Annotated in this window: 8 protein-coding genes and 1 pseudogene; 5 read left to right on the forward strand and 4 right to left on the reverse strand. The window is 65.3% G+C overall.

Annotated elements, in window-relative coordinates; all coding sequences use genetic code 11:
• Positions 1 to 78: 78 nt before the first annotated feature.
• From MUU56_RS21995 to MUU56_RS22005, 3 genes and pseudogenes are all read right to left on the reverse strand, one after another.
• Positions 79 to 777, reverse strand: a pseudogene (locus MUU56_RS21995) (transporter associated domain-containing protein); the annotation flags it as partial.
• 218 nt (positions 778 to 995) lie between these two features.
• Entirely contained in the window at positions 996 to 2123 is a 1128-nt protein-coding gene (gene aroB, locus MUU56_RS22000) for a 3-dehydroquinate synthase (RefSeq protein WP_244769410.1), read from the reverse strand.
• Positions 2124 to 2133: 10 nt separating this feature from the next.
• Positions 2134 to 2715, reverse strand: coding sequence for a shikimate kinase (locus MUU56_RS22005; RefSeq protein WP_244769411.1), 582 nt, complete (start codon positions 2713 to 2715; stop codon positions 2134 to 2136).
• A 294-nt stretch (positions 2716 to 3009) separates the two neighbouring features.
• On the opposite strand from MUU56_RS22005, the gene MUU56_RS22010 reads away from it, so the two are divergent.
• The 5 genes from MUU56_RS22010 (at position 3010) to MUU56_RS22030 (ending at position 7084) form a co-directional block, all read left to right on the forward strand.
• Complete coding sequence (locus MUU56_RS22010) at positions 3010 to 3159, forward strand: hypothetical protein (protein ID WP_133034593.1); 150 nt, start codon at positions 3010 to 3012, stop codon at positions 3157 to 3159.
• On the forward strand, positions 3156 to 4103 hold the full coding sequence (locus MUU56_RS22015; RefSeq protein WP_244769412.1) for a site-specific tyrosine recombinase XerD: 948 nt from the start codon (positions 3156 to 3158) through the stop codon (positions 4101 to 4103). The genes MUU56_RS22010 and MUU56_RS22015 overlap by 4 nt, the downstream gene beginning before the upstream one ends.
• A 75-nt stretch (positions 4104 to 4178) precedes the next feature.
• Positions 4179 to 5132, forward strand: a complete 954-nt coding sequence (locus MUU56_RS22020; protein ID WP_244769413.1) for an acetyl-CoA carboxylase carboxyltransferase subunit alpha — start codon at positions 4179 to 4181, stop codon at positions 5130 to 5132.
• A gap of 204 nt (positions 5133 to 5336) precedes the next feature.
• The gene (locus MUU56_RS22025) at positions 5337 to 6839 is read left to right on the forward strand and encodes a L,D-transpeptidase family protein (protein WP_244769414.1); all 1503 of its coding nucleotides are present in this window, start codon (positions 5337 to 5339) and stop codon (positions 6837 to 6839) included.
• Entirely contained in the window at positions 6836 to 7084 is a 249-nt protein-coding gene (locus tag MUU56_RS22030; protein WP_244769415.1) for a sulfurtransferase TusA family protein, read from the forward strand. The genes MUU56_RS22025 and MUU56_RS22030 overlap by 4 nt, the downstream gene beginning before the upstream one ends.
• 92 nt (positions 7085 to 7176) lie before the next feature.
• On the opposite strand, the gene MUU56_RS22035 is transcribed toward MUU56_RS22030, so the two are convergent.
• Positions 7177 to 9132: a M23 family metallopeptidase gene (locus MUU56_RS22035; protein WP_244769416.1), complete on the reverse strand. Its 1956-nt coding sequence runs from the start codon at positions 9130 to 9132 to the stop codon at positions 7177 to 7179.
• Positions 9133 to 9449 lie beyond the last annotated feature (317 nt).

Raw genomic sequence — 9449 nt, forward strand, 5'->3', positions numbered from 1 at the left:
AATAGCGAAAACGCTCTCATTTTTTGTTTTTGCGCAATTCCGGACGCAAAACCGCTGCACACTTTTGCTGGAATTGCTTTAGGTTCGCGGCGCTTCCGGCTCGACGGGGCGGACGCGCAGCTTGGTGATGCGGTTCTTCACCCGCTTCATCACGATGAAGCGCTTGCCGTAGAAGGTGAAGGCCTGACGCTCTTCCGGGATCGATTTCGATTCATGGATGACGAGGCCGGCAATGGTCGTCGCCTCCTCGTCGGGCAGGTTCCAGTCGAAGGCGCGGTTGAGGTCGCGGATCGTCACGCCACCGTCGACGACCAGCGAGCCGTCCGCCTCCTGCCGCACGCCCTGCATGTCGACATCCTTCTCGTCGGAGATGTCGCCGACGATCTCCTTAAGGATGTCCTGCAGCGTGACGAGGCCCTGCACCTCGCCATATTCGTCGACCACGGTCGCGAAATGCTCCTTGCGGCGGAGGAACGCGGCGAGCTGTTCCTTGAGCGTCGTGGTGTCGGGCACGAACCAGGGCTTTTGCGCCACCCTGGTAATGTCGAGGTTCTTCGGTTCGACGCCGGGTTCCGCCAGCGCGCGCAAAAGGTCCTTGGCGTGCACGACGCCGACGATGTTGTCGACCGAGCCGGCCCAGAGCGGCATGCGCGTATAGGGGCTTTCGAGCACGGCCTTGACGATCTCCTCCGGCGGGTCGCCGGCATTGAGCGCCCGCATGGTCGTGCGGTGGATCATGATGTCGGACACTTCCAGCGCATCGAGATCGAGCATGCCGGGGGATTTCTCCCGGTCGGATTTCGCCGCCGCGCCGTCGCGGGGGGATTGGCCGCCCCGGCGATCGCCCTCAGCCTCGCGTGTCTCCTGATGCGCGCGCCAGAGCGCTGCGATCGGTTTGCGCCGGCGGAAGAGAGCCACGGTGAGAACGATCAGGCCGAGCAGAAGAACGGCCAGCAGCCAGAAAAGGGGAGCGAGCGCGGCGGGCGTGTCGCTGTTCATTTCGGCAGCTTTTCCTTGAGGAAAGCGATGACCTCGGATTGCGGCACGTCATCGGCGACGAAGGACTGGCCGGCGCCGCGCGTCAGGATGAAGGTGAGCCTGCCGCCCTTGACCTTCTTGTCCTGGGCGATGGCATCCATCAACACCTCCGCCGGCGGCAGGCCGCCCGGGATCTGGTCCATGGCGGTCGGCAGGCCGACTTCGCGCAAGTGCGCCTCGACGCGTTTGCCGTCGTCGGGGCTGGCAAGGTTCATGCGGGCGGAAAACTGGTGGGCGAGCACCATGCCGATCGAGACGCCCTCGCCATGCACGAGGCGGGCGCTATCATACTGCGTCGCCGCCTCCAGCGCATGGCCGAAGGTATGGCCGAGATTGAGCAGGGCGCGCTGGCCGTTCTCCCGCTCGTCGGCGGCGACGACGTCGGCTTTCGCCTGGCAGCTCGTGGCGATCGCCTCGATGCGGGCCTCGCCGCCGGCAAAGACGGCGCGCCAGTTCTTTTCCAGCCAGGCGAAGAAGTCCGGCTTGTCGATCAGGCCGTATTTGGCGACTTCGGCATAGCCGGCGCGGAATTCGCGCGGGGAAAGCGTGTCGAGCACGTCCGTATCGGCGAGCACCAGGTCCGGCTGGTGGAAGACGCCGATGAGGTTCTTGCCGTGCGGCGAGTTGATGCCGGTCTTGCCGCCGACGGAGGAATCGACCTGCGCCAGCAGCGAGGTCGGCACCTGGATGAAGCGCGAGCCGCGGCGCGCGATGCCGGCGGCAAAGCCGGTGAGGTCGCCGATGACCCCGCCGCCGAGCGCCACGACCGCGTCGTTGCGTTCGATGCGGGCGGCGAGCACGCTGTCGCAGACGCTGATCAGGTGTTCGAAGCTCTTCGTCTTCTCCCCGGCCGGCAGCACGAGCGAGACCGCCTCGATGCCCTCCGCCTTCAGCGCGGCCATGAAATCGTCGAGATAGAGGGGGGCGACATGCGCGTCGGTGACGACGGCGATCTTGCGGCCTTTCAGGCGGCCCGCGATCTCGCGGCCGGCAGCGGATATGAGGCCGGGGCCGATCAGGATGTCGTAGGAACGGTCGCCGAGGTCAACCCGTACGGTGCGGCGGGCGGTGGCAGGTGCAGTCATCGTCATCTCGTCAGGCTTTCTTGGCGGCGGCGGTGATCGCGGTGAGCACCTCCTCCACCATGGTTTCCTTCTTCACGTCACGCGACAGGACCGTGAGATCGGCCTGCGCATAAATCGGATAGCGGGCGTTCATGAGGTTTTCTAGCGTCTGGCGCGGGTTCTCCGTCTTCAGCAGCGGGCGGGTGTCGCGCTTGTTGACGCGCTCCCACAGGACGTCGAGGTCGGCCTTCAGCCAGACCGACAGCCCGCCGCGCTTGATGTGCTTGCGGGTGTTCTCATTGATATAGGCGCCGCCACCGGTCGACACGACCCGCGGGCCGGAGCGCAGCAGGCGCTTGATGACGCGGGTCTCGAGCGCGCGGAACTCCGCTTCGCCATAGGCCGCGAACAGGTCGGTGATCGACATGCGCGAGACGCGCTCGATCTCGTGGTCGCTGTCGATGAAGGGAATGCCGAGCGCCTGCGCGGTCATGCGGCCGATCGCCGATTTGCCGGCGCCCATCAGGCCGATCAGCACGAGGTTGCGCTTGCCGAGCGCGGCGCGGGCCTCAGCGGCAAGCGTGAGAGGGGCCTGGTCGGTCAGCTCGGTCATGCGTGTTTTCCGGGGTTTCGTCCCTTTCCGTATCGACAAAAGCGCTGGAAGCGTCAAGCCATGCGTCGCACGGGAGCCGCAAAGACCGTGCGGATGGGGGATCCTCGGGTCGAGCCCGAGGATGACGGAAGAAGGGAGGGCGCCCCGCGAGAAAGACCGTTTCCCCTGCCGCACCGGCCAATGGCCGGTAACCTCTCCTCCCCGCGGGTCCTCCTCGGGCTCGACCCGAGAATCCCCGCCCTTGCGCTCGGCGGTGGGCGAGGCGATATAGGGACCATCGTCCCGGAGAGCGCCATGCCGACCCTGTTCCGATTCCTGTTCTTCTGCGCCGTGATCGCCGGTTCGATCTACGGCACGATGGTGGCGCTGGTGACCTTTGTGGAGCCGACGGAGCGCGAGGTGACGATCCGCATTCCTTCCGAGCGGGTAAACCCGCAACAATGAGGGATCCATCCGCCCTTCAGGTCGAATCCTTTCTCGAGATGATGAGCGCCGAGCGCGGCGCGGCGACGAACACGCTGCAATCCTACGAGCGGGACCTGGAGGATGCGCGTTCCTTCCTCACCGAGCGGAGCGTGCGGCTGGTGGAGGCGACGGCAGACGACCTGCGCGCCTATCTCGCCCATCTCGCCCGGCAGGGCTTTGCCGCCTCCTCGCAGGCCCGCCGGCTTTCGGCGCTGCGGCAGTTCTTCAAGTTCCTCTATGGCGAGGGGCTGCGTGGCGACGACCCGACCGGCATTCTCGATGCTCCCCGCAAGGGCCGGCCGCTGCCGAAGACGCTGAGCGTCGAGGATGTCGGCCGCCTGATCGCCCGGGCGGAGGCGGAGGCGGCGGAACCCGGCGACACGCTTCTCCAGCGCCGCCGCATGCATCTTCTGGTGGAACTTCTTTATGCCACGGGCTTGCGCGTCAGCGAACTCGTCTCGCTGCCGGCGAGCGTGCTGGCGCAGACGGGGCGCTTCCTCGTCGTGAAGGGCAAGGGCAACAAGGAGCGGCTGGTGCCGCTGTCGCGCGCCGCCGTCGCGGCGCTCGAAACCTATGGCGAGGCGCTGGCGGCCGATATCGGCGACGATCCGGCGGCGGGCGCCTTCCTGTTCCCGGCGAAAAGCAAGGAGGGCCATCTGCCGCGCCAGGTGTTCGCCCGCGACCTGAAGGCGCTGGCGGGGCGGGCGGGGATCCGGGCCTCGGCGCTCTCGCCGCATGTTCTGCGCCATGCTTTCGCCAGCCATCTCCTGCAGAACGGCGCGGACCTGCGCGCGGTGCAGGAACTGCTCGGCCACTCGGACATTTCGACGACACAAATCTATACGCATGTGCTGGAAGAACGGCTCCACCAGCTCGTTCAGACCCATCACCCCCTTGCCAAACAGGCAAAAAAACCGGATTAGGACCCCTCTTCATGCCACTGGTCCCGGCCGACGGCATCCTGACGCGGTTTGAGCAAACGATCGGAAACGCATCTCATGCACAACTACCTCGATTTCGAAAAGCCCATCTCGGATCTCGAAGGCAAGATCCACGAGCTCCGCAAGCTCGCCGAGGAAGATGAGAGCATCGACACGACGGACGAGGTCGGCCGGCTGGAAGTGCGCGCCCGCGAGGCGATGGCCGATATCTACGCCAAGCTGACGCCCTGGCAGAAGACGCAGGTCGCGCGCCACCCGCAGCGCCCGCATTTCCTCGACTTCGCCGCCCAGCTTTTCGAAGAGTTCACCCCGCTTGCCGGCGACCGCAAGTTCGCCGAGGACGAGGCGATCCAGGCCGGTCTCGGCCGCTTCAACGGCGAGGCCGTCGCCATCATCGGCCAGGAGAAGGGCAACGACACCAAGTCGCGCCTCAAGCACAATTTCGGCAGCGCCCGGCCGGAAGGCTACCGCAAGGCGATCCGCGTCATGGAAATGGCCGACCGCTTCGGCCTGCCGATCATCACGCTGATCGACACGGCCGGCGCCTATCCCGGCATCGGGGCGGAAGAGCGCGGCCAGGCGGAAGCCATCGCCCGATCGACCGAGATGTGCCTCAATGTCCGGGTGCCGATCGTTTCCGTGGTGCTCGGCGAGGGCGGCTCGGGCGGGGCCATCGCGATCGCCACCGGCGACCGCGTCTTCATGCTCGAACATGCGATCTACAGCGTGATCTCGCCGGAAGGCGCCGCCTCCATCCTCTGGCGCGATTCCACCCGCGCCAAGGAAGCGGCCAGCAACATGAAGATCACGGCCGAGGACCTGAAGGCCCTGGGCATCATCGATGGCATCATTCAGGAGCCTGTCGGCGGCGCGCATCGCGATCCGCAGGCCGTCATCGCGCGCACCGGCGATGTCATCGCGGATGCGCTCAAGGAGCTTTCCGCCAAGCCCGGCGACCAGTTGCGCAAGGATCGCCGTCAGCGCTACCTCAATATCGGCCGTCAGCTCTGAAGGGATTCTTGCCGGTCGGTGGCTCCCGGGCCGCCCTTTGCCCCATCTCGGCCATAATCCTTGTGTCTGAAACGATGCGGCGTGCCGGCAGCCTCGCGAAAGAATTCCCGGTTAACACTTTATGAAGTATAAGCCGGTTACCACTGCGCGTCCGCCCGCCGGCGCGACGGCTTGCGATCTGACGATTGTTGACGGACTTCTGGAATGCGCCTGACTGTTCTTGCCGCCGTATCGCTCCTTGCCGTGGCCGCCGCCGGCTGCACCAACGAGACGCTCGACTCGTTCGACAAGGTCGACGTCGACATCAGCAAGGTTTCCAAGAAGACCGACTACCAGCTTTCCTCGGCGGTGCTCGGCAAGCTTTCCTCGATGAACATCGACCGGTCCTCGCCGATGATGTTGCGCATCTTCAAAGAAGAGGGCCGGCTGGAACTGTGGAAGGCCGACCGCTCCAACCGCTACCAGCTGGTTCGCAACTACAAGATCTGCGCCTGGTCGGGAAAGCTCGGCCCGAAGATGAAGGAAGGCGACCGCCAGGCGCCGGAAGGGTTCTACCCGCTGTCGAGGGCGCACATGAACCCGAATTCGAGCTACTTCCTGGCGATCAATACCGGCTTTCCGAACGCCTATGACCGCGCCAACAAGGCGAGCGGCAGCCATCTGATGATCCATGGCGCCTGTTCGTCGTCCGGCTGTTATTCGATGACGGACGAGCAGATGGTGGAAATCTTCGCCTTCGCGCGCGACGCCTTCAACGGCGGCCAGTCGACAATCCAGCTCCAGGCCTTTCCCTTCCGCATGACCGCGGAAAACATGGCGCGTCACCGCGACAATCCGAATATCGAATTCTGGAAGATGCTGAAGGTCGGCTACGACCATTTCGAGCTGACCAAGCGTCCGCCGGAGGTCAATGTCTGCGAGAAGAAATATGTCTTCAACCAGCAGGCCGACAAACCCTTCTCGCCGGCGGGTGCCTGCCCGGCAATGACGACGCCGGCTGCCCTCGAGGTGGCGCTCGGCAGCTACAACAAGACCTATGCCGCGGCCTATGCCAAGGCCATGCAGAAATATGACGGCACGGTCTGGATCGAACCCTCCGAGGCCCAGCGCAAGGCGATCGTCGCCGACCAGCGCAAGGGCCGTGAGCTCGCCTATGCGCCGACCGGCAATTCGCTGGACGCCGGCAAGCTGATGACGGCCCGCGAGATCGCCGAGCAGAAGCGGAAGGCGGAGGAGGCCGAAAGGCGCAAGGTCGAGGCGGCCGAACGCGCGGTGCGCGAGGCCGAAGAAGCGAAGCTTGCGGCCGAGCAGGCGAAGATCAAGGAAGCGGAAGCCTTCGCTGCCGACGTCGCCGCCGAGAAGGCGCAGAAGCAGGCACGCGGCGCGGGCGCGCTGCCGGTGCCGGAGGACAATCCGGGCGTCGCGGCCGTCGAGAAGAAGGAAGAGAAGCCCTTCTGGAAATTCTGGAACAACAAGACCGCGCCGCGCAAGGCCGAACCCGCCGCCGACGTGACGCAGCAGAGCCAGCAGGACGCCGGCAGGCAGGCGGCGCAGACGACGCAGAGCACCGCCGCCACGACCACCGGCCAGCGTGTCGAAAAGCCGGCCGCGGGCGCCGATGCCCTGCCGGTGCCGGAGGACAATCCGGGCGTCCAGGTCGTCGAGAAGACGGCGGAAAAGCCGTTCTGGAAGTTCTGGCAGAAATGATCGCGACAGCGGCCCGCGACGACGCCGAGGTCTACGACCTGCGCGGCCTGAAATGCCCGCTGCCGGTGATGAAGACGCGCAAGCGCCTTTCGACGATGGATGCCGGCAGCGCGCTCTGGGTGGAAACCACCGACCCGCTCGCCGTCATCGACATACCGCACTTCTGCCACGAGGACGGCCACGCGCTCGAAGCGAGCGAGCGCGTCGAGGCGGGGCATCGTTTCCTGATCCGCAAGAAGGCGTGAGCCCGCGGGAACGCGTTTCTGGTCGCTTGATCTGATCGTAAACGACGGTGCCGTTCGCCTGTGCGCCACAGCCCTTCGGGATTTCCGCAGCCTCAATGCGTCTCGGCGACTTCCGTCGATCCGCCGCGGCCGAGCAGGTCGTCGATGCGCTTGCGCTCGACCTCGAACTGGGCAAGGGCCTTGCCCTCCAGCGACTTGCCGCCGGGCAGGCGGATCTTCAGCGCATCCACCTTGTTTCCGTTGACGATCATCTCGTAATGCAGGTGCGGGCCGGTCGAAAGCCCGGTCGAGCCAACATAGCCGATGACTTGGCCCTGGCGGACCTTGACGCCGGGCTTGATGCCCTTGGCGATGGCGTTCTGGTGGTTGTAGGACGAGACATAGCCATTGGCATGGCGGATCAGCGTCTGGTTGCCGTAGCCGCCGGAATCCCAGCCGGCCTTCTCGACGACGCCGTTGCCGGCCGCGATGATCGGCGTGCCGCGCGGCGCGGACCAGTCGACGCCGGTATGCATGCGCGAAAAGCCGAGGATCGGGTGACGACGCATGCCGAAGCCCGAGCGGAAGGTGCCGTTCGGGACCGGATTGCGCAGCAGGAACTGCCGGATGCTCTTGCCGTTCTCGTCGTAATAGTCGACCGAGTCGTCTTCCGGGTTCTGGAAACGGTAGACGCGGGTTTCCGTGTCGCCGAACTTGGCGTCGAGGAAGAGGATCTCGGATTCCTCCGTCGCCGCGCCGCTCTGGTCGGTGACGGAAAAGAAGGCTTCGAGCGAATCGGTCGGCCGCAGCTGCGCCTGGAAATCGACATTGCTGGCAAGGACGCGGATGACCTCCGCCGTCATGTCCTTGCCCATGCCGTAGGAGAGCGCGGCGCGATAGATGCCGTCATAGACGCGCGGCAGGTCGCGCCCGGCAATGATCGCCGGCCGGTCGTCATTGTCGAAGGCGGTGGCGACGGCGTCGAGCACCGGCGGCTCGATGCCGTTGACGAAGCGGCCCTTGTCGTCGAGCGCGGCGGTCGTCACATGGCGGCCGCGCGAATAGACGCTGGCGCGCACGATACTGGCTTCCTTGCCCTTCTGCGCGATGCAGATGCGCAGCACGTCGCCCTCGGCCAACTGTTTGCTGCCGAGCGGGCCTTCAAGATAGGCGGAAAGATCGTCGGCCTGGGCCTTGGTATAGCCGGCCGCGGTCATGATCTCGCCGATATCGGCCGCCCGGCGCACGGGGATCACGTCGTCGGCATATTCCGTGTCGTCCGGCGTCAGCGTGTCGAAATTCGAGACGCTCATATTCTCCTCGACGATGCGGGCCGTCAGGCCCTGAAGCAGGTCGAGATCGGAGGAATCGGAAGCGAAGCGCTGCGGATCGACATAATAGAGCGAGGCGACCTGCGTGCTGCCGTCGGTCAGCACCGAGCCGTTGGTGCGCACATTCTCCTCGACCTCCTCGATCGACATCTGGTCGGCATAGTCGAGCGCCGAACCGCCGGTCGGGAAGGCATCGGTCTGCAGCGCGACCTCCGATTCGACATCCGAACCATAGATCGTGCCCATGCGTGAGGCGGGCGCGGCATCCTTGCCGTTGGTGGAGAAGATCGCGAGCGGATCGAAACGCGGATAGTCCTCGCTCGTCGTGTGGTTCGCGGCCAGCGCCATCTTCACATGGGCGAAGGGCTGCCGGCGCACCACTTCCTTCTCGCCGTCGTGGATCACGGTGGAGATTTCCATGATCTTCTTGTCGGCCGGCTTGGCGACGATAGCCGTCTCGACGACGCGCTCGCCGCGTTTTGCCGTTTCGCCGGTCTTGCTCGTCTGGTTCGTGGCGCCGAGCGCGGCAAAGGCCTCGGCGGGAATGGCGAGCTGCTGGCGCCCGTCGAGCGCGGCGAACAGCGCGACGCCCATCAGGATGGAGGAGGTGATGCCGGTGAGGAACGTGCCGGAGAGCCAGCGCAGCGAGATTTCCCGGCGGTCGGGCGCCTTGCGTCCGTCGGCGAGGATCGGCGGTTCATTGCCGAGGGATCGGATCATGTTCCGGTCGGTGGTCATGCCGATTGCGCTTCGCCCTGTGTCCGCGGTCTGGTTTCAGCGCGGGACCATGCACGCAGGAAGGCATGCGAGTCAAATCACGCTGGTTCTCATGAACTCCTCTAGAGAGGCGGAATGTGAAAATCTGAGGGCAATGGCCGCCAATCGGCTTCCGTTCGGCCGGGAAGCCCTGAAAATCCGGGGGAAATGAATGCCGGGTACGCCTTTCCGAAGAAATTTTCAAAAAAATGTCACATGCCCTGTTGACGTTATGGGATGAGTGGGCCTATAACCCGGCCATCGAACGAGAGCGGCGGCGCTTCTGGCGGCCGACGAAC

The organism is Shinella yambaruensis (assembly GCF_022899355.1).
Classification (GTDB): Bacteria; Pseudomonadota; Alphaproteobacteria; order Rhizobiales; family Rhizobiaceae; genus Shinella; species Shinella yambaruensis.